This window comes from Amycolatopsis sp. NBC_00345 (assembly GCF_036116635.1).
Lineage (GTDB): Bacteria > Actinomycetota > Actinomycetes > Mycobacteriales > Pseudonocardiaceae > Amycolatopsis.
The window spans coordinates 6,472,870-6,491,620 of sequence record NZ_CP107995.1 but is presented as its reverse complement, the minus strand read 5'-3'; the positions used below and the strand labels follow the sequence as shown (position 1 = coordinate 6,491,620).

Here is an 18,751-nt window from a genome sequence, read left to right as displayed (position 1 = left end):
CTGCATCTGACGTGGGGAGAAGTCTGTGACAATCGAATTCCGTGACGTGACCAAACGGTATCCGGATGGCACGGTGGCCGTCGACGGCCTCTCCCTGACGGTCGAGGACGGCACCATCACGGTGTTCGTCGGCCCGTCCGGCTGCGGCAAGACCACGTCACTGCGGATGATCAACCGCATGGTGGAGCCGACGTCCGGCGCCGTGCTGCTCGACGGCAAGGACGTCGCCGACGGCGATCCCGCGCTGCTGCGCCGCGGCATCGGCTACGTCATCCAGCACGCCGGCCTCTTTCCACACCGGACGGTGCTGGACAACATCGCCACCGTCCCGCTGCTGTCCGGCTGGGACAAGCGCAAGGCCCGCGCCCGCGCGGGCGAGCTGCTGGAGACCGTCGGCCTGCCGACCGAGCTGGGCAAGCGGTACCCGGCGCAGCTGTCGGGCGGCCAGCAGCAGCGCGTCGGCGTCGCCAGGGCGCTCGCGGCGGACTCGCCGGTGCTGCTGATGGACGAGCCGTTCTCCGCGGTCGACCCGATCGTCCGCGAGGGGCTGCAGGACGAGCTGCTGCGGCTGCAGTCGCAGCTGGGCAAGACGATCGTGTTCGTCACCCACGACATCGACGAGGCCGTGCGGCTGGGCGACAAGGTGGCGGTGATGCGCGTCGGCGGCAAGCTCGCGCAGTACGGCACCCCGTCGGACGTGCTGCGGCACCCGGTGGACGACTTCGTCGCCTCGTTCGTCGGCAAGGACCGCGGCTACCGCGGGCTGTCCTTCCTCTCCGCCAACGGGGTCGAGGTCTCCGACGTCGCGCTGGTCGAGCTGGGCGGCGAGTTCACCGGGCCGAGCACCGGCTGGCAGCTCGTGGTGAACGCCGACAAGCAGCCACGGGGCTGGCTGCCACCGAACTCCACTGTGGACGGTGCGCTGACCGAGGACGACCTAGTCGCCGGCGGCTCGCTGTACGTGCGGGGCACGCCCATCCGCGGCGCGCTGGACGCCGCGCTTTCGTCGCCGGCCAGCCTCGGCGTGGTCGTCGACGACGAGCACCGCGTGGTCGGCACGGTCGTGGCGCGCCAGGTCCTGGAAATAATCGAGGCCACCCCGCAGGCGTCCTGATGGGCGGCTTCTTCGGCGAGCTGGGCCGGTACCTGGCCAGCGCCAACAACCGCGGCGAGATCCTCGGCGACCTCGGCGAGCACATCTACCTCGCGCTGGTGCCGCTGGTGATCGGCATCGTGCTGGCCATCCTGCTCGGCTGGGTCGGGCACCAGTGGCAGCCGGTGCGCAGCGTGCTGCTGGTGCTGTCGAACCTGCTGTACACGATCCCGTCGCTCGCGCTGTTCGTGGTGATCCCGGGCATCATCGGCTCGAAGATCCTGGACAGCATCAACGTCATCGTCGCGCTGACCATCTACACCACGGCGCTGCTGGTGCGCCCGGTCCTTGACGCGCTGGACGCGGTGCCGCCGCACATCATCGCGGCCGCCACGGCGATCGGCTACCGCGCGCCGCGCCGGTTCCTCGGCGTCGAGCTGCCGCTTTCCGTGCCGGTGCTGGCCGCCGGGGTGCGGGTGGCGTCGGTGAGCAACATCAGCCTGGTCAGCGTCGGCGCGCTGATCGGCACCGGCGGCCTCGGCGTGCTGTTCACCGACGGCTTCCAGCGCACGTACTTCTCGCCGATCGTGGTGGGCATCGTGCTGACGCTGCTGCTGGCGCTGGTCGTCGACGTTCTGCTGGTGCTGCTGCGAAATCTCCTCACACCCTGGGAACGCGCGGGCAAGGCGCCCGCCGTGGAGGTGACGGCCGGATGATCGGCGACGTCTTCGGCTGGTTCACCACCGCCGCGAACTGGCAGGGCCCGGACGGCATCGGCGCCCAGCTTCTCGCGCACATCGGCTACGTGCTGCTGGCGCTGGTGATCGCGCTGGTCATCGCCGTGCCGCTGGGCCTGTACGTGGGGCACACCGGCCGCGGCTCCGTCGTCCTCGTCGGCGCGGGCAACGCGATCCGCGCGCTGCCGACGCTGGGCCTGGTGACCTTCCTGTTCCTGCTGTTCACCGACAGCAAGCTGGCGGCGGTGATCGGGCTGGTGGTGCTGGCGATCCCGCCGATCCTCGCCGGCACGTACGCTGGGCTGCTGGCGGCCGAGCACGACGTGGTCGACGCCGCGGAGGGCATCGGCATGACCGGCTGGCAGCAGCTGTGGCAGGTCGAGCTGCCGATCGCCCTGCCGCTGGTGCTGGGCGGGATCCGCAACGCCGTGATGCAGTTGATCGCGACGGCCGCCGTCGCCGCGTACGTCGGGCTCGGCGGTCTTGGCCGGTTCCTGCTCGACGGGCTGGCGATCCTCGACTACACCGAGGTGGTCGCCGGCGCGATCCTGACCGCGTTGCTGGCCATCGTGTTCGACCTCGTCCTCTCCGCGGTCCAGCGGGCGCTGGTCCCGAAGGGGGTCCGGCTCGCCGCGCAGGCGACGTCCGGCCGGGCCGCGGCCGCCGGAGGTGTGGCGTGAAGCGTTTCGCAGTGCTCGCGGCCGCCGTCGCCCTGCTGGCAGCGGGTTGTGGCAACCCGCTGGCCGGCGGCGGTGAGGGCGGCGACAGCGGCAACATCATCATCGGCGCGTCCGATGTCGGGGAAAGCCTGCTGCTCGCCCAGATCTACGCGGGTGCGCTGCGCAACGCGGGCGCGGAGAACGTCACCGTGCGCCCGCCGGTCGGCAGCCGCGAGGTCGTGGTCAAGGCGCTGCAGGACAAATCGCTCTCGCTGGTGCCGGACTACAGCGGGAACCTGTTGCGGTACTTCGACAAGGACACGCAGGCGACGACGTCGGAGGACGTCTACGCGCAGCTGAAGCAGAAGCTGCCCGCCGGGTTCGAGGTGCTGGACCAGGCGCCCGCGGAGGACAAGGACCTGCTCGTGGTGGGCAAGCAGCTGGCCGACTCGGGCGTGAAGACGTTCTCCGAGCTGGGCTCGCGCTGCCAGGACCTGGTGATGGGCGGGCCGGGCCAGTGGAGCAGCCGCTGGAAGGACCGGATCAAGCAGCTCTACGGGTGCACGTTCAAGGAGATCCGCACGACCGACACCGGCGGCCCGGTCACGGTGGCCGCGCTGAAGTCGGGGGAGGTCCAGGTGGCGGACCTGTTCAGCACCTCGTCCACCATCAAGTCCAACGGCTTCGTCCCGCTCGACGACGACAAGCACATGTTCCCGGCGCAGAACATCGTGCCGCTCATCGCGAAGGGCACGCTGTCCCCGAGCGAGGTGGCCGCGTTGAACCGCGTCTCGGCCGTGCTGACGACCGATCAGCTGACCGAGCTGAACGTCCAGTTCACCGACGAGAAACGCAATCCGCTCGACATCGCGGAAGACTTCCTGGCCCGCAACAACCTGAAGGCGGCCACGCCCGGCTGAGCTCAGGTGCGCAGGTAGCGGGCCCGGAGCCCGGCGATGATCACCTGCAGCCCGTCCTCGAACCCGTCGTCGGTACGGGCGTCGAACAGGTCGCCTGCCGCCTGCGCGGTGAGGGGAAACCGTTCTGCGTCAACGTTTTCCGCCAGCTCGTTGGCATGGTACGGGTTGTCGCCGGCGTAGTCGGCGCCGCTGCGTGCCTGCTCCTCGATGGTGAAGCCGACCGCGTAGTGGTAGAGCACGGGGAAGCCACGCGCCGCGTCGCGGGCTGAGAATCCGGCGTCGACCATGGTCGCCAGCGTCAGCTCGAGGGACCGTGGCAGCTCGGATTCGGCGATGTAGGTGCCGGCGAACACCCGGGCGCCGTCCCGGTACTTCAGCATCATCCGGCGAATGGCGCGGACCCGTTCGCCGACCCAGTCCGCCCAGTCCTCGCCCTTCCTCGGCGCTTCCAGCCCGTCGCTGAGCTCGTTGAACATGATCGCCGCCATCGCGTCGAGCAGCTGCTGCTTGTTCTTCAGGTGCCAGTACAGCGCCGCCGCCTGGACGCCGAGCTCCTTGGCGAGCAGGCGCATGGTCAGCCCGTCGAGGCCGACGTCGTTGAGCAGGCCGAGGGCGGTCTTGGCGATCACTTCGCGGTTGAGCTTCACCTTGACAGCTTAACATCGTTAGGGTCATCCTTAACATCGTTCAATGAACAACGTTAAGGAGAGTTTCGATGGAAACCACGAGCGTGCTGATCGCCGGCGGCGGCCCGACCGGACTGATGCTGGCCTGCGAGCTCCGGCTGGCCGGGGTCGACGTGCAGGTGGTCGACCGGCTGGCCGGGCGCGGCGACGAATCGCGGGCCGGGGGCATGCACCCGCGCACCCTCGAAGTGCTTGACCAGCGCGGAATGCTCGCGCCGTTCCAAGCCCAGGGCCGCCCGATCCAGGCCGGGCACTTCTCCGGGATCGGGTTGAACTTCAGCCGGTTCGACACGCGGTTCCCGTACACGCTGACGCTGCTCCAGTCGAAGGTCGAGCGGCTGCTCGAAGCGCGTTTGGTCGAGCTGGGCGGGCGGGTGCGGTGGTCGTCCGAGATCACCGGCTTCGAGCAGGATGACGACGGCGTCACCGTGCAGATCAACGGCTCGCAGCAGATTCGCGCCGACTACCTGGTCGGCTGCGACGGTGGCCGCAGCGTGGTGCGCAAGCTCGCCGGCGTCGGCTTCGCCGGTACCGCGGCGACGATGACTTCCCTGCTCGGCGACGTCGAACTGACCGAGCCGCCGACTGAGCCCTTTGTCCAGAAGCGCGCCGAGCTGGGTAATTTCTCGGTGCTCGGCTTCGAGCCCGGCTGGTACCGGGTGATCGTTTCGGACTACGACCGGGTCCTGGACCGGCAGGCCGAGGTCGGCTTCGAAGACCTGCGGGCGGCCATGGTCCGCATCGCCGGCACCGACTTCGGCATGCACAGCCCGCGCTGGATCTCCCACTTCGGCGACGCCGCCCGGCTCGCCGACCGGTACCGGAGCGGCCGGGTCCTGCTCGCCGGGGACGCCGCGCACATCCATTCCCCGGCCGGCGGGCAGGGGATGAACACCGGTATGCAGGACGCGGTCAACCTCGGCTGGAAACTCGCGCTGGTCGTCGACGGCCGCGCGCCGGAAACCCTGCTGGACAGCTACGAAACGGAACGCCGCCCGGTCGCCGACCGCGTACTGCGGAACACCCGCGCGCAAACCCTCCTCGGCCGCCCCGGCCCGCATGTGGAGGCCCTGCGCGAAACCGTCGCCGCGCTGATCGGGACCGAGGCCGGCAACAGCACCGTCGGCACCATGCTTTCCGCTCTGGACCTGGAATACCCGATCGGCGACGAGCACCCGCTCCTCGGCCGGCGCGTGCCCGACCTCGACCTGAAAACCGCCGACGGCACCGTGCGCCTCTACGAACTCCTGCACCGCGGCCGGCCGATCCTGCTCGACTTCGACGCCCGTCTCGGCTCCGCGCTCGAAGGCTGGACCGATCGCGTCGACCACATCGAAGCCGTCCTCCCCACTGACCGCTGGGCGATTCCCGCGGTCGGCGAGGTCCCGGCCTCCGCGGCGCTGCTGGTCCGCCCCGACGGTTACGTCGCGTGGCTCCCCGAAGCCGCCGTCGAACTGCGCACCGCGTTGACCACCTGGTTCGGCCCCGAGCTGAGCGGGGACGCCGTTCAGAGCCGGTCGAACGCCGGGGAATAGCGGAACGGGCCGTGGATCGACGGGGTGTACGCGGTGAGCGTGCGGGCCTGGAAGTGCGGTGCCCATTCCGGCACTGGTGGCGTGATGTCCAGCGTCGAGGCCAGGACAAAACCGAAGCGGGAGTAGTACTTCGGGTCGCCGAGGAGGACCACGGCGGCGAAGCCCAGAGCGTTGGCCGCACCGAGCGTCGCCTGGACGAGGGCCGAGCCGGCGCCGCTGCGCTGGAACTCCGGGAGCACGCCCAGCGGGCCGAAGCCGACGGCGGCCCCGGCGTCGTCGGCGACGCGGGCCCGGCTGGAGCACGCGTGGCCGATCACCTCGCCGTCTCGCTCGGCGACGAGGGACAGGGCCGGGATCAGGTCGCCGTCGGCCCGTAGTTCGCCGACCAGCCGGGCTTCCGGGATCTCGACGGTGCCCGCGGGGTTGTGGTCGCGGAACGCGGCGGTGTGGACGGCGTGGATCGCCGCGGTGTCGGCGTCGGTGGCCTGGCGGATGAACATGACCGGAATTCTCCCTGGCGCCGGCCCGGAGCGAAAGCCGTTTTCCAGCTGATGGTGGGGCGCCGGGAAAATTGCGATACCTCTGTCCTTTGTGGAGTTGCTGCTTGGACGGTGGTGCCGATGTGTTCGGGGCAGCGGGTGATGTGGTGGAGGGTGTGCCAGCGGATTTTCAGGAGTGAGGCGGCGCGTTCGCCGAGGCAGCGTAGGCGGGTGTGGAGCAGGTTGTAGGTCGGCTGGTCGGTGGTGCGGGGTGGTTGGCCTGCGATTTTCTTGACCGGGGTGAGGATCCCGATGCCAGCGGAGTGGCAGGCCTTGTCGGTAAGGGTAGTCAGGCCCTGAGCCGCGGCGGCGGTGAGTGCACCGCCGATGTGGAGGTCGCGGGCTTCCGCGACAATACGCACCCCGCCCAGCCCTACTGGGAGAAAACCTCAATGAGGTCCATCGCCAGTGTTAGCCGAATTCCGGGCGGGCCTGATATTTGATATGGAGACGTTTTGTTCACTCGATTTGGTGACGTTTTTGATGGGTGGCGTCGGTAAAATTGAAGAGTGAGCAATTATGAAGATGCTGCTTTAAATGGAGCAGCTGATGTTTTGTCTCGGATTCATGAACGGGCCGTCCGGGTGGCGCAGTTGGAGGCCGAGCAGGCCGCTGATGTCGCGTTGTTCGCGGCGGCGGGTGGGTCTGCCCGGTCGGTGGTGGCGGAGCTGGCGTTGGAGTTGTCGGTGACAGAGCGGCGCGCGGGGGCTGATGTCGCGTTGGCGCAGGCATTGACTACCCGGTTGCCGGAGACGTTCGCAGCGTTCCGGCGTGGAGAGATCGACGCTTTCAAGGCGCGGATGGTATTCGAGCCGACCATTGCCCTGTCTGATGAGATGGCCGGTCAGGTCGACGCGATTGTTGCGACGCGGTTGGCGGGGAAGAATCCGTCGTCGTTACGGGCGGCGGTGAATCGGGTGGTGCAGAAAGTGGATGCCGAGGGATATGAGCGAAGATCCCGGGCGCGACGGCGCGACCGTAATGTGTGTTTGATTCATCAGGACGAGACGATGTCCACTCTGCTGTGTGATCTGCCCGTGGAACACGCCTCGGCGATCTACATCTCCCTCGATCAGGAGGCGCGGAGGCTGCGTCGCGGAGGCGAGTCCCGGACGTTGGAGCAGTTGCGTGCGGATGTCCTGGTTGATCGGCTGCTGAACCGGTCACCGGGTGACAGTGGCATCAAGCCCGTTGTCTATGTCTATGTGGACTTGCTGACGTTGGCTGGACTGAACGAGGATCCCGCTGAACTCTCCGGCTGTGGCACGGTTCCGGCGTGGCTGGCGCGGGCACTCGCGGCGGACTCGAACTCGGTGTGGCGGCGGATCATCACCGAGCCCGACACCGGGCAGGTGCTCAGTGTCGGCCGGACCCGCTATCGGCCACCGGCCGCGCTCGCTGACCTGGTTCAGGCGCGGGATCGGGTGTGTCGGCACCCTGGATGTCGCCGTCCGTCGCAGTACAGCGACATCGACCACACCCACGACTTCGCGCAAGGCGGCCACACCGCCGAAGACAACCTGGCCCCGTACTGTCGGCGGCACCACCGTCTCAAAGACGAATCAGGCTGGTTCCTCACCACGGCGCCCGGCGGCGACGGCACGATCACCACCCCGACGGGACGGGTGTACGCGACGAAACCGCCACCACTGCACGAAAGCCGGGTGACAGGCGCCGCAGGTGGGGCCGGGCGCGAGGCGGCCGCCTGATCCCGGCCTATAGTCGCCTGCGACGAACAGGGGCCAAGTCGCACGCCACATCAAGCGTGGCGTCAGAGGAAATCACGTAGGGCCGCTGGACTCTCGGACTTGGTCTTCGCAAACCCTCATCGAGGCGCAACCCGTGCCGACTGTCTTTAGCTGATCTCACCAGCGTTGTCCATGGTTTTTCGGGCCGATAAATCGGGTCGAACAATCCTGGACGACCTCTTGGCTGAACTCGTTCAGTAGGCCACTATGTGCAAACGGTGAGGGGTCCGGCAACGGCTCGGCCGAGCTTCCGCGGCGGGCAGGCTGACGAGACGGAAGGTGCCGGCGATTGTCAGTGCTGAGGATCGACGTCGGCCGGCCCGGGGCCGAGGTGCTGGCCTGGAGCCGGGAGCTGGTGGAACCGGCGCTGCGCGGTGCGGTTGACCGGTTGCCGGCTCCGGCGCGGCGTATCACCGGCTATCACTTCGGCTGGCACGACGAACACGGCGAACCGGACACTGGTCCAGACCAGGCGGGCCGGGGCGGTGCGGGCAAGGCGTTCCGGTCCGCGCTGGTGCTGCTGTCCGCGCAGGCGGCCGGTGGCACGGCGGCGCAGGCGATGCCGGCCGCTTGCGCGATCGAGCTGGTGCACAACTTCAGCCTGCTGCACGACGACGTGATGGACGGTGACCTCACCCGCAGGCACCGGCCGGCCGGCTGGGTCGTGTTCGGCGTCGGTCCGGCGATCCTGGCCGGCGACGCGTTGCTGACCCTGGCCTTCGACGTGCTCGCCGGCGCGAGCCAGCCGGGCGGGCCGGGCGGTACCGTGCAAGCGCTTTCTTCGGTGCTGTACCAGCTGGTCGACGGGCAGAGCGCGGACCTGTCGTTCGAGGAGCGGGACGAGGTCGGCCTGGCCGAGTGCGTGCGGATGGCGGAGGGCAAGACCGGCGCGCTGATCGGCGGGGCGTGCCGGCTGGGATGCCTTGCCGGGGGCGGAAACCGGGACCAGGCCGACCGGTTGAGCGGGTTCGGGCGGCACGTCGGGCTGGCGTTCCAGTTCGTGGACGACCTGCTCGGGATCTGGGGCGATCCGGCGGTGACCGGCAAGCCGGTGTACGCCGATCTCCTCCGGCGCAAGAAGTCCGCGCCGGTGGTGGCCGCGTTGAACTCCGGGACCCCGCAGGGGCAGCGGCTGCGCGAGCTCTACCGCGGCGGCGCGGTCCTCAGCGAGGCGGAGCTGGAGAACGCGGCCGCGCTCATCGAGTCCGCGGGCGGTCGCACGTGGGCCGAAGAACAGGCCCAGCAGCACTTGACGCAGGGCCTGGCCTGCCTGGTCGATGCCGGGTTGTCCGCGCCGGCCCGCCACGAACTCGAGAACCTCGCACGAATCGCCGTACACCGTGACCGGTGAACCGGCGCAGCTGCTCGCACGCTAGCGGAAGGGCACCCATGTACGACCCGGTCGGCCAAGCCGATCTCCTCATCGGCGAGCTGGGCACGCGCCCGGTCGCTTCGATGGCCTACTCCACCGCGCGGGTCGCCGGCCTGGCCGCCGACACCGGCGTTCCGCTGTTCCCCCGCGCGCGCCGATGGCTGCTGGAGCGCCAGCACGCGGACGGCTCGTGGGGCGGCGCCGTGCCCAATGCCTACGACCGGCTGGTGTCGACTATGGCCGCGGCCCTCGCGTTGCGCGCCGAACCCGGCGACCGCGCGGCGAGCGCGGTGCGGTCGGGGCTGGATTACTTGCGGGACAACGAATCGGCGTGGCGGAACGAGGTCGGTGAGCCGATCGGGTTCGAGGTCGTCGCGCCCTATCTGGCCGGGCAGCTGCGGACCGCGTACTCGATTTCGCTGGGCTCACTGACCGAGCTGGAACGGCTGCGCGCGGACAAGCTCGCCCGGATGCCCGCCGGGGTGCTCACCCGGCAGCCCACCGCGCTGCTGTACTCCCTGGAAGCGCTCGACGAGGTGGTCCCGGTGGCCGAGCTGGCGGGCTTCGCCGCGCCGAACGGGTCGATGGCCAACAACCCCGCGGCCACGGCCGCACTGTGGACGGCGACCGAGGACCGGTCCACCCTGGCCTATCTCGGCGAGTCGGCCGGCAGCACGGGGGACGGCGGCCTGCCGGAGATCTATCCGATCAACGTGTTCGAACCGGCCTGGGTCCTCTACCTGCTCGGCCGCGCCGAGCTGCTGCCCGTCTCGGCCAAGCCGCACATCGAGCGGCTGGCGGGGTTGACGGACGGCCGCAGTGAGCCGCTCGGCGCCAGCGCGGAGTTCCCGGCACCGGACTCCGATGACACCGCGATGGTCGCGAACATCGCGCAGGCCAACGGTTATCCGGCCATGCCGCTGCTGGAGGCACTGCTCGGCTTCGAGCACGACGATCACTTCGTCGGGTTCGCCCACGAGCGGGGCACCCCGGTCAGCGCCAACGCCCGGGTGCTCGAAGCGTTCAGCCCGCATCCGCACCGGTTCACGGCGCAGATCGGCAAGGCCCGCGACTTCCTGCTGGACACGCGTATCGACGGGGCCTGGTGGTACGACAAGTGGCACCTCTCGCCCTACTACGCCACGGCGCAGGCGGCGGCCGGGCTGGCCGGTGTCGTCGGCGACGACGTGCTCGCCGGCACCTGGCGCTGGCTGCTGGAAAGCCAGCACGACGATGGATCTTGGGGCGCTGCAGGCGGTTTGCCGGAGGAGACCGCGCACGCCGTGCTCGCGATCGACGCGCTGGTCCCGCTGTTCGGCCCCGCGCCCGCCGGCACCTACCGCAGGGCGCACGCGTACCTGCGTGAGCGGATCGACCTGACCGAGCACGCCGAACTGTGGATCGGCAAGGGGCTCTACACTCCGCCGACGGTCGTCCGCGCCGCCGTGCTGGCCGCCTGCGAACTCAGTGGACGGAGTGGGGAATGAGCGAATTCCCGCACGCCGGGCAGTGCGTCCCGATCGTGCGGCTGGGCTCCGCGGTACTCGCCGATCTGCTGCGCTGGACCTCGAAGTGGTTGCCTGGCTTCGAATACCTCCCACTCCCCGCGATCGCCTTCGGGGAGGCGGTGGTCGGGCCGTGGGCCACTGCGGAGCAGCTGAGGGTGACCGGGCGGATGGCGGTGTGGGCCTACGCCCTCGACGATCACGTGGAACGCGAGATCACCGACCTGGCCGCACTCGACGAGTTCTTCGCGCGGTGCAGCGCGATCGTGCACACCGGGGCATCGGACGACGGCCACCCGCTGCTGTCCGCTCTTTCCGCCTGGCAACAGGAATTGACGAGCTTGCCCGGATACCCGGCCCTGGCGCCGGTGTGGCGGCAGGCCTTCGACGCCTGCCTGAGCGGGCACCGTCACGACTGGGTTGTCGGCTGGGCCCGCGAACGGGGAGAGCCGCCGTCGACCGATGTGGCGGCGTACCTCGAGCACTCGGACAGTTCCGCGGTCGGCCAGGTGCACGTGCCGCGCTGGATCGTTTACGGCGGCGCCGAGCTGCCGTCCCGGCTGGACGTGCTGCTGCCCGCGCTGACCGACGTCATGGTGGCGACTCGGCTGGCCAACGACCTCAGCACCTTCGAGCGGGAACGCGCCGAACCGGGCCAGAACAACGTGCTGATGTACGGCGTCTCGGCCGATTGGGTGCAAGCGGAGATCGGCCGGCGGCTGACCTCCGTCCATACGCGCCTGGAACCGTTGGCGGCCGGGGACTTCCGGCCCGCCGTCGGGCTCGTCCGGCTCGCGGACTGGTGCGTCGGCATCTACACCGGGCACGACATGCGGGTCGCGGCCGTGGCGGCCCAGCCCGATCCAGCCAGCAGCGAATCGACCAGCAGCGAATCGACCAGCGGAGAGCGAATCTGATGAACGCCACCCCCAGCGACCTCGACGCCCCGGTGCGGGAGTTCGACCACCACCGCGACCCCGCGGTGCGGATCGACCCGCTGACCGCGTTCGACCGGTTCCGCGGCGAACGGACCTTCTGGACGCCGGAACTGGACGGCTTCTGGGTGCTCACCCGGCACGCCGACATCGGTGCCGTGCTGCGTGACACGGACGCCTTCTCCAGCCGGCACACGTCGATCCCGGCGGCGGGCTGGCCCCGGCCGCTGATGCCGGTCGAGCTGGACCCGCCGGAGCACGGCGATTACCGCGCCCTGCTGGCCCGCTGCATCAACGGGGAGGCCGGGGCCGCGATCTCGGCCGCCATCGAGGCGGAGTGCGCGCGACTGGTCGAGCAGCTCGCGCCGACGGGCGGCTGCGACCTCGTGCTGGACTTCGCCCGGCCCCTGCAGAACGCGCTGTTCGCCGCCTTGTTCGGCGTGCCGCCGGAGGAGACGGACGCGTGCGCGCGCTGGGCGGCGGACCTGCTGCAGGACTCCGACCCCGGCCGGCGGGCCGACGCCGTGCGCGACTTCATGGCCTACGTCGCGCGCGCCCTTGATGAGTGCTCGCGCGGGGTTCGGCGCGGCACGGGCAGCGGGCTGCTGGAGGAACTGGCCCGCGCCGAGGTCCGCGGCCGGCCGTTGTCCCGTGAGGAAGCGCTGGACCTGGCGTTCCTGATGGGCATGGCCAGCCTGGACACGCTGACCAACTCGATCGGCTTCAGCTTCCGCCATCTGGCCGAACATCCTGAGCTGCAACGGGTTCTGGCCGATCCGGCGGTCGCGGGCCGCGCGGCGGACGAGCTGCTCCGGCTGCATTCGGTGGTCAGCGTCGCCCGTACGGCCCGGCGCGATGTCGACGCGGCCGGTGTGCGGATCAAGGCCGGCGAGCGGGTGCTGTTGTCGCTGAACTTCGCCGGGCGCGACCCGGAACGCTATCCCGATCCCGCGACCGCCGATTTCGACCGCCCCGACCGGGCGACGCATTTCGCGTTCGGGTTCGGCGCGCACCGTTGCCTCGGCGCGCGGATCGCCACCCAGGGCCTGCACGCGGCGCTGCGCGAATGGCATCGCCGCGTGCAGGACTACTCCGTGCCGCCGGGGTCGGTTCTCCTCGCCGACGGCGGTGCCGTGTGCTCGCTGGAGAACTTGCCGCTCACCTGGCCGGTCAGCCCTCCTCGATGAGGAAGTCGGCCGCTCGCCAGGCCAGCGCCGAGACCGGGCCGTTGAGGTTGCCGGACACCATGGTCGGCAGCACCGAGGCGTCCACGACGCGGAGCCCGGCCACCCCGCGCACGCGCAGCCGGGAGTCGACGACATCGGCGTCGTCCGGGCCCATCGCGCAGGTGCCGATGGCGTGGTACCCGCAGCCGCCCATGGTCAGGCCGGCGTCCAGGATCTCCTGGTCGGACTCGGTCGCGGGGCCCGGCATGGTCTCGCGTTCGACCCGCTTCGCCAGCGGCTCGGTGGCGAACAGACGGCGCATCGCGCGGAACACGGCCACCGCGGTGGTCCGGTCGTGGTCGGTGGCGAAGTAGTTGGCGTCGATGTCCAACGGCGCGTCCGGGTCCGCGGAGGTGATGCGCACGCTGCCTTCGCTGTCCGGCCGGAGCAGGTAGCCGATGCACATCATGCCGGGCTCCGGCTCGACCATCAGCGGCTTACCGGGTTCCAGTGGTAGCACGGAGAAGGGGGCCACCTGGATCTGCGCGTCCGGGCGGTCCAGTTCGGGGCGGGTCTTGAGGAATCCCACGATGTCGAACGACGGCGCGGCCAGCACGCCGGTCCGGTCGGCCTGGTACTGCTCGCCGATCGCGGCCTGCCCGGCTTCGGTGGCGAGCAGCCGGTTGTAGCCGAGGTCTTCGGCGAGGCGGAACTGCAGGGTGAACACCCGGTGCTCGCGCATCCTGGCGCCCACGTTCGGGCTGTCCACCACCACGTCGACGCCGGCGGCGCGCAGCACCTCCGCCGGGCCGACACCGGAAAGCTGCAGGATCTTCGGCGTGGCCAGGCTGCCGGCGGCGAGCACGACCTCGCGCGTGGCGACGGCCTCGAACGGCTGCCCGTCCTGCCTTCCGCGTACGCCGGTCGCTTTGCCGTCCTCGATGACGACCTTGTCGACGACGGTCCGCACGGCGACGGTCAGGTTGGCGCGGTCGGCGACGGGATGCAGGAACGCGCCGGCAGCACTGGAACGCACGCCGTCGCGGATGGTGGCCATGGCGTAGCCGACCCGTTCCCCGTCCGCCTCGTTCAGGTCGCTCATACGGCGCCAGCCGAGTTCGGCGCCGGCGGCGATCACATCCTCCAGCAACGGATCGGTCTGCTCCTGCGCGGTCGAAAGCTTCAGCGGCCCACCGGCACCGCGCGATTCGTTCGCGCCCAGCGGATTGTCCTCCAGTGCCCGGAAAGCGGCGCCGACCTCGTCCCAGCCCCAGCCGGGGTTTCCCCGTTGTTCCAGCTCGTCGTAGTCGGCGGCGCTGCCCCGGTTGTAGACCATCCCGTTGACCGAGCTGGAACCGCCGAGCGTCTTGCCGCGCACCCAGTGCTCGACCTGCTGTGCCGGGCCGAACGGGCGGACCGGGTAATGCCACGCGGTGGCGGGATCCCCGAGCAGCTGGGCGAATCCCCGCGGCATGGCGATCATCGGGTCGGTGTCCTGATCACCCGCCTCCACCAACAGGACCGTGGTCGCCGGGTCCGCGGAGAGCCGGTTGGCCAGCACGCAGCCGGCGGGGCCGGCGCCGACGATGACATAGTCGAACTGTGCCGCTGATCGCGTCACGGAAACTCCCGTTCATACAGGGGCAATCGCGGTGGGGACGATCGCATGACTCACCGAACAACCGGAACGGCGCCGGGCAGAGGAGTTTAATACTCCCCACGAGATCACGCGTCAACCGCCGACAGTGGCTCGGGCACCGGTCAGGACGCGCACCGGTCCGGGTGTGGGTCTTTTGGGGCCAAGCACGGGAAGTGAATGTGCAGATATCTGCCACGGGGGTTGTTTTCCCGGCTGCAACCGCTAGCGTGCACCCCATTGATCAATTGGGGAGCCGAGCCGCGCCGCGTGTCGGCGGCGCTGCCGCGCTACTCGTTTTCCCCGAGGAGGCCCGGTCGTGAGGCTGCGCAGCAGGCTGAACAGTATCCGGCTGCAGATGCTCGCGATCGTGCTGATCCCCAGCGTGACACTCGCGATCCTGGGTGTCGGCGCGGCCGGCTATCTGGTCGATCAGGGGGCCACCGCGCAGAACTGGGCGACCACGATGCAGGCGACGGTGGCTCCGGGAACCGAGTTCACCGCGCAGGTCGAGGCCGAACGCAGGCTGAGCCTGCTCCATTTGGCGGGTGATTCGAGTACCACCACCACATTGCCGAAACAACGCGATCAGCTGAACACCGCGTTGGCCGGCCTGCAATCGCTGGCCGCCGAACTGAGCAAGATCAACCCCGCCGCCCTCGAACAGGGCAATGCCGCGTTCGCCGCGCTGCTCGACAAACTGGTGACGATCCGGCAGGGGGTCGACAACGGCCAGGCGGCGACACTCGACGTCTACGGCTACTACAACCAGCTGACCCAGGTGATCAAGCTGGGCCTGCAGGGCGTCGCGAAGACCGCGCCGGATCCGGTGACCGCGGTGGAGGAGTCCACCGCGGTGCAGATGCTGGACATCGCGGACAGCATGTCCCGCGCGAGCGCACTGGCCGTTCCCGGGGCCACCAAGGGCGGCCTGACCGCCGACGAGTACCAGGAGTTCGCCGCACAGGCCGGTCTCTACCGGACGTCTTTGGCTTCGCTGGCGCCGGTGCTGAGCTCCTCCGTGCAGAACCTCTACCAGCAGCTGACAGCCAGCCCCGAGTGGCGGCAGCTGCAGCAGGTGGAGAACGTGCTGCTGGCGCACGGCGCCGCGCCGGGGATCCCGCCGCTGCCGGTCACTATCGCGCAGTGGCAGGACTCGGCGGCCAAGGTGAACACCAGGCTGCTGGCGATGTACTCCGAACAGCACCACTACGCCGAGGGTTTCGCCGCGCAGGCCGGGCAGGCGACGTTCGTCGAATCGCTGATCGCGGGCGCGATCGTCCTGCTGATCACGGTGATCGCCGTGTTCGTGGCCACCCGGTTGTCCACCAGGGTGGTCCGGCGGCTCAAGCGGCTCCGGGCCGAGACGCTGGAACTCAGCGAGATCCGGCTGCCCGGGATCGTGGATCGGTTGCGCGACGGGGAAAAGATCGATGTCGACGCCGAGGTACCGCCGCTCGACTACGGCAGTGACGAACTCGGTCAGGTCGCCGAGGCGTTCAACAAGGCGCAGCACACCGCGGTGGCCGCGGCCGCGCAGGAGGCGGAGACCCGCGACGGCGTGCGGTCGGTCTTCCTGAACATCGCGCACCGCAGCCAGATCGTGGTGCGCCGCCAGCTCGAGGTGCTGGACAAGGCCGAGCGCGACCAGGAGGACCCGGAACAGCTGGAGGTCCTCTTCCAGCTCGACCACCTCGCCATCCGCGCGCGCCGCAACGCGGAGAACCTGATCATCCTCGGCGGCGAGCGTCCCGGGCGGCAGTGGCGGAATCCGGTGCCACTGGTGGAAATCGTGCGCAGTGCCATCGGCGAGACCGAGAACTACCGGCGGGTGCAGACCGGGAAACTGCCCGAGCTGTCGATCTCCGGCGCGGCGGTGGCCGACCTGATCCACTTGCTGGCGGAGCTGGTGGAAAACGCGACGTCGTTCTCCCCGCCGGATTCGCGAGTGGAGGTTCGCGGCAACATCGTCGGCAAGGGTGTGGTCGTCGAGGTCGAGGACCAGGGTCTCGGCATGGCGTCGGAGGAGCGCGAACGGGTCAACACGACGCTGCGGAACCCGCCGGACTTCCGGATCATGGCGCTGTCCGAGGAGGCGCGGCTCGGCCTGTTCGTGATCTCGCAGCTCGCCACCCGGCACGGCATCAGCGTCTCGCTCGTGGACTCCGCGTACGGCGGCATCCGTGCCATCGTGCTGATCCGGACCGCGCTCGTCGCGGAGCGTCCGGTGGAGGAGGACAGCCCGAGCACGCGACCGGCGCCGGCCGCGACGGATTCGGGGCCACGTCACCAGGCGGTCGTGCCCAACCGCCGGACCCGGGTCATGTCGCGCATCGCCGCCGGGCCCGAGTCGGCCGCGGGTGCGCACCCGCGCGAAAACCGTGTGGTGGCAACAGAACCGGAGGCCGCCCCGGTGTGGCCCGGGCCCGGCGACGGCCACCAGGCACCGGCCGCCGGCAGCAGGGCCGGCGTCGCTCAGCGGAGCACGCAGGCCGCGCCCGGCCGGGAAACGGCGCGGAAGGCGCCGGCCGCCGAGGAGAAGCCGGCACCGTCGGCCGGCGACTCGCGGCCCTCGTTGCCACGCCGGCGACGTCAGGCCAGCCTCGCGCCTCAGCTCGCGGCACCTGCGGAAAGCCCGCGGTACCAAGCGGATTCGGCCGGCGAGGACGCCGTCGGGGCCGCCGAGCGCGTGCGCGACCGGATGTCGGCACTGCAGAGCGGTACGCGGCGAGGCCGCGGGGCGCCCGTGTGACGCGGGCACGGGGCAGAGGATATTTCGTCAACCGGAGCAGGACAGGGGTGCCATGCAGGAATCCGAGCCGATCGACCTGAACTGGTTGCTCGACGACTTGATCACGCGGACGGTCGGCGCGCAGCACGCGGTGGTGCTGTCGACGGACGGCCTGTGCATCGGCCGTTCCCGCAACCTGAACCGGGACGACGGTGAGCACCTCGCCGCCATGGCGTCGGCGTTCCAGAGCCTCGCCCGGGGCGCCGGACGGCACTTCGACGGCGGCCGGGTCCGGCAGACCGTGGTCGAGCTGGAGCGCTTGTTCGTCCTGGTGACCGAGGCGGGCAACGGCACCTGTTTCGCGTTGATCGCCGCGGAGGACGCCGACATCGGCATGGTCGCCTACGAGATGAACCTGATGGCCAAGAAAACCGATGCGCATCTCGTCGTATCTCCGCGCACGCCGGGCTCTGTCGACCACGTGTGACGCGCGACCATGACACACGGCCGGGAGTCCTGGTACGACGAGGAAGCCGGACCGCTGGTACGGCCCTATTCGGTGACGCGCGGCCGTACCAGGCCCGACCGCGATGACCTCAACATCATCACCCTGGTCGTCAGCATGGAACGGGAGACCACGAGCCTCGACCCCGAGTACGTCCAGATCCTGCGGCTGTGCCGGACTCCGCTCTCGATCGCCGAGATCAGCGCGAAACTGGGATTGCCGCTCGTCGTCGTCAAGATCCTGGTCGCCGACCTGATCGAAGGCAGGCTGCTCATCTTCCGCTCCCCGGCATCGCCGTTGAGCACGACCACTCCGGACTTGAAATTACTGCAGGCGGTACTCGATGGCATTCGTAGGCTCTGAACCACCCGCGCGCTCCGCGCTCGGCACCTCCGCGGTGAAGATCTTGATCGCGGGCGGTTTCGGCGTCGGCAAGACCACCATGGTCGGCTCGGTGAGCGAGATCGCGCCGCTGCGCACGGAAGAGATGATCAGCGAGATCAGCGGGCCCAAGGACGATCTGTCCGGAGTGGAGCAGAAGCGCACCACCACGGTCGCGCTCGACTTCGGCCGCATCACGATCGACGAGTCGCTCATCCTCTACTTGTTCGGCACCCCGGGGCAGGAGCGGTTCTGGTTCCTGTGGGACGAGCTGTCGCTCGGCGCGCTGGGCGCCGTGGTACTCGCCGACACCCGCCGGCTGGACGGCTGCTTCGCCGCGATCGACTTCTTCGAACGGCGGCAGATCCCGTTCATCCTCGCGGTCAACAACTTCTTCGGCGAACAGCTGTACACCGCGGAGGAGGTGCGGGACGCGACCGACCTGGACAGCGAAACGCCGATCATGCTCTGCGACGTCCGCCAGCGGGAGTCGAGCAAGGCGGTGCTGGCCACGCTGCTGGAGCACCTGGTCGCCAGGGTCGCCGCCACGCCGGTCAGCCGCTGACGGGACGCCGTCAAGGACTCCTTGCCTACCCTCAAGGT

At 69.8% G+C, this 18,751-nt stretch carries 17 protein-coding genes and 1 pseudogene; 14 read left to right on the top strand and 4 right to left on the bottom strand.

Annotated elements, in window-relative coordinates; all coding sequences use genetic code 11:
• Positions 1 to 25: 25 nt before the first annotated feature.
• The 4 genes from OG943_RS28990 to OG943_RS28975 are packed head-to-tail and all read left to right on the top strand — an operon-like array spanning position 26 to position 3,409.
• On the top strand, positions 26 to 1,114 hold the full coding sequence (locus tag OG943_RS28990; protein WP_328604093.1) for an ABC transporter ATP-binding protein: 1,089 nt from the start codon (positions 26 to 28) through the stop codon (positions 1,112 to 1,114).
• Positions 1,114 to 1,809 (top strand): ABC transporter permease, encoded by a 696-nt coding sequence (locus tag OG943_RS28985; RefSeq protein ID WP_328604092.1) that lies wholly within the window; start codon positions 1,114 to 1,116, stop codon positions 1,807 to 1,809. Before OG943_RS28990 ends, OG943_RS28985 begins: the two co-directional genes overlap by 1 nt.
• Complete coding sequence (locus OG943_RS28980) at positions 1,806 to 2,510, top strand: ABC transporter permease (RefSeq protein ID WP_328604091.1); 705 nt, start codon at positions 1,806 to 1,808, stop codon at positions 2,508 to 2,510. The genes OG943_RS28985 and OG943_RS28980 overlap by 4 nt, the downstream gene beginning before the upstream one ends.
• Positions 2,507 to 3,409 (top strand): ABC transporter substrate-binding protein, encoded by a 903-nt coding sequence (locus OG943_RS28975; protein WP_328604090.1) that lies wholly within the window; start codon positions 2,507 to 2,509, stop codon positions 3,407 to 3,409. Before OG943_RS28980 ends, OG943_RS28975 begins: the two co-directional genes overlap by 4 nt.
• A gap of 2 nt (positions 3,410 to 3,411) precedes the next feature.
• Here OG943_RS28975 and OG943_RS28970 read toward each other — a convergent pair whose 3' ends face one another.
• The gene (locus tag OG943_RS28970; RefSeq protein ID WP_328604089.1) at positions 3,412 to 4,056 is read right to left on the bottom strand and encodes a TetR/AcrR family transcriptional regulator C-terminal domain-containing protein; all 645 of its coding nucleotides are present in this window, start codon (positions 4,054 to 4,056) and stop codon (positions 3,412 to 3,414) included.
• Between the two features lie 68 nt (positions 4,057 to 4,124).
• On the opposite strand from OG943_RS28970, the gene OG943_RS28965 reads away from it, so the two are divergent.
• Complete coding sequence (locus OG943_RS28965; protein ID WP_328604088.1) at positions 4,125 to 5,630, top strand: FAD-dependent monooxygenase; 1,506 nt, start codon at positions 4,125 to 4,127, stop codon at positions 5,628 to 5,630.
• On the opposite strand, the gene OG943_RS28960 is transcribed toward OG943_RS28965, so the two are convergent.
• Together OG943_RS28960 and OG943_RS48465 are read right to left on the bottom strand one after the other, a co-directional pair.
• Complete coding sequence (locus tag OG943_RS28960; RefSeq protein WP_328604087.1) at positions 5,603 to 6,130, bottom strand: GNAT family N-acetyltransferase; 528 nt, start codon at positions 6,128 to 6,130, stop codon at positions 5,603 to 5,605. The genes OG943_RS28965 and OG943_RS28960 overlap by 28 nt on opposite strands.
• A 110-nt stretch (positions 6,131 to 6,240) precedes the next feature.
• A pseudogene (locus OG943_RS48465) lies at positions 6,241 to 6,531 on the bottom strand (transposase family protein); the annotation flags it as partial.
• 147 nt (positions 6,532 to 6,678) lie between these two features.
• On the opposite strand from OG943_RS48465, the gene OG943_RS28955 reads away from it, so the two are divergent.
• The 5 genes from OG943_RS28955 (at position 6,679) to OG943_RS28935 (ending at position 12,916) form a co-directional block, all read left to right on the top strand.
• A complete protein-coding gene (locus tag OG943_RS28955) occupies positions 6,679 to 7,878 on the top strand; it encodes an HNH endonuclease signature motif containing protein (protein ID WP_328604086.1) in 1,200 nt (399 codons plus the stop codon).
• Between the two features lie 328 nt (positions 7,879 to 8,206).
• Positions 8,207 to 9,268 (top strand): polyprenyl synthetase family protein, encoded by a 1,062-nt coding sequence (locus OG943_RS28950; protein WP_328604085.1) that lies wholly within the window; start codon positions 8,207 to 8,209, stop codon positions 9,266 to 9,268.
• Between the two features lie 38 nt (positions 9,269 to 9,306).
• Positions 9,307 to 10,776 carry a prenyltransferase/squalene oxidase repeat-containing protein gene (locus tag OG943_RS28945; protein WP_328604084.1) on the top strand — a complete coding sequence of 490 codons (1,470 nt, stop codon included), beginning with the start codon at positions 9,307 to 9,309 and terminating at the stop codon, positions 10,774 to 10,776.
• Complete coding sequence (locus OG943_RS28940; protein ID WP_328604083.1) at positions 10,773 to 11,711, top strand: terpene synthase family protein; 939 nt, start codon at positions 10,773 to 10,775, stop codon at positions 11,709 to 11,711. Before OG943_RS28945 ends, OG943_RS28940 begins: the two co-directional genes overlap by 4 nt.
• Complete coding sequence (locus OG943_RS28935; RefSeq protein ID WP_328604082.1) at positions 11,711 to 12,916, top strand: cytochrome P450; 1,206 nt, start codon at positions 11,711 to 11,713, stop codon at positions 12,914 to 12,916. The genes OG943_RS28940 and OG943_RS28935 overlap by 1 nt, the downstream gene beginning before the upstream one ends.
• Here OG943_RS28935 and OG943_RS28930 read toward each other — a convergent pair.
• Positions 12,900 to 14,516, bottom strand: coding sequence for a GMC family oxidoreductase (locus OG943_RS28930; protein WP_328604081.1), 1,617 nt, complete (start codon positions 14,514 to 14,516; stop codon positions 12,900 to 12,902). The genes OG943_RS28935 and OG943_RS28930 overlap by 17 nt on opposite strands.
• Before the next feature lie 334 nt (positions 14,517 to 14,850).
• Here OG943_RS28930 and OG943_RS28925 point away from each other — a divergent pair, with 334 nt between their 5' ends.
• The 4 genes from OG943_RS28925 to OG943_RS28910 are packed head-to-tail and all read left to right on the top strand — an operon-like array spanning position 14,851 to position 18,713.
• Positions 14,851 to 17,283 (top strand): sensor histidine kinase, encoded by a 2,433-nt coding sequence (locus OG943_RS28925; protein WP_328604080.1) that lies wholly within the window; start codon positions 14,851 to 14,853, stop codon positions 17,281 to 17,283.
• A 52-nt stretch (positions 17,284 to 17,335) separates the two neighbouring features.
• Complete coding sequence (locus tag OG943_RS28920) at positions 17,336 to 17,749, top strand: roadblock/LC7 domain-containing protein (protein WP_328604079.1); 414 nt, start codon at positions 17,336 to 17,338, stop codon at positions 17,747 to 17,749.
• A gap of 9 nt (positions 17,750 to 17,758) precedes the next feature.
• Positions 17,759 to 18,130, top strand: a complete 372-nt coding sequence (locus OG943_RS28915) for a DUF742 domain-containing protein (protein ID WP_328604078.1) — start codon at positions 17,759 to 17,761, stop codon at positions 18,128 to 18,130.
• Positions 18,111 to 18,713, top strand: a complete 603-nt coding sequence (locus OG943_RS28910) for a GTP-binding protein (protein ID WP_328604077.1) — start codon at positions 18,111 to 18,113, stop codon at positions 18,711 to 18,713. Before OG943_RS28915 ends, OG943_RS28910 begins: the two co-directional genes overlap by 20 nt.
• Positions 18,714 to 18,751: the final 38 nt, after the last annotated feature.